At 53.2% G+C, this 588-nt stretch carries 1 pseudogene; it reads left to right on the top strand.

From position 1 onward, the window contains the following. Nucleotides 1-588 (top strand): annotated as a pseudogene (locus HK25_RS12035) (terminase); the annotation flags it as partial.

Raw genomic sequence — 588 nt, 5'->3', positions numbered from 1 at the left:
GCTCTGTATTGCGAACCCGACTAATGCCGGGAGGTGCTATCGTTCTGGTACTTACACGGTGGCATCCTGACGATCTGGCGGGGCGGCTGCTTGATGAAATGGCAAACGGAACCGGTGAGAACTGGGAGGTTCTTTCTCTCCCTGCTATTTGCGAAACTGAACCAGACCGACTTGGGCGCAAAGCTGGCGATGCACTCTGGCCTGATCTTTTCCCGCTCAGAGAGCTGCGACAGATTGAAAAATCTGTTGGCCCTCGTGAATGGGCAGCTCTGTATCAGCAGAAACCTGCTCCATCTAAAGGTGCATTATTTGATACGTCTGTCATCAACATTGTCGATGCGGCGCCAACTGGCGGAACAATTGTCCGGCGATGGGATCTGGCCGCAACCAAACAAGTCGGAACACGCGATCCGGACTGGACTGCAGGTGTCAAAACGTTACGCACGTCAGACGGCAGGATTTATATCCTTGATATCGTTCGCCTTCGTGGTGGTCCTCTCGATGTTGAAAAATCAATTATGGGGACGGCATCACAGGACGGCCCTCAGATTGAAATTATCCTTCCACAGGACCCGGGGCAGGCAGGAA

Origin of the sequence: Acetobacter sp. DsW_059, from assembly GCF_002153695.1 — a bacterium.
Classification (GTDB): Bacteria; Pseudomonadota; Alphaproteobacteria; order Acetobacterales; family Acetobacteraceae; genus Acetobacter; species Acetobacter thailandicus.
The sequence above is the reverse complement of the archived record's forward strand: the minus strand, read 5'-3'. Positions and strand labels throughout refer to the sequence as shown.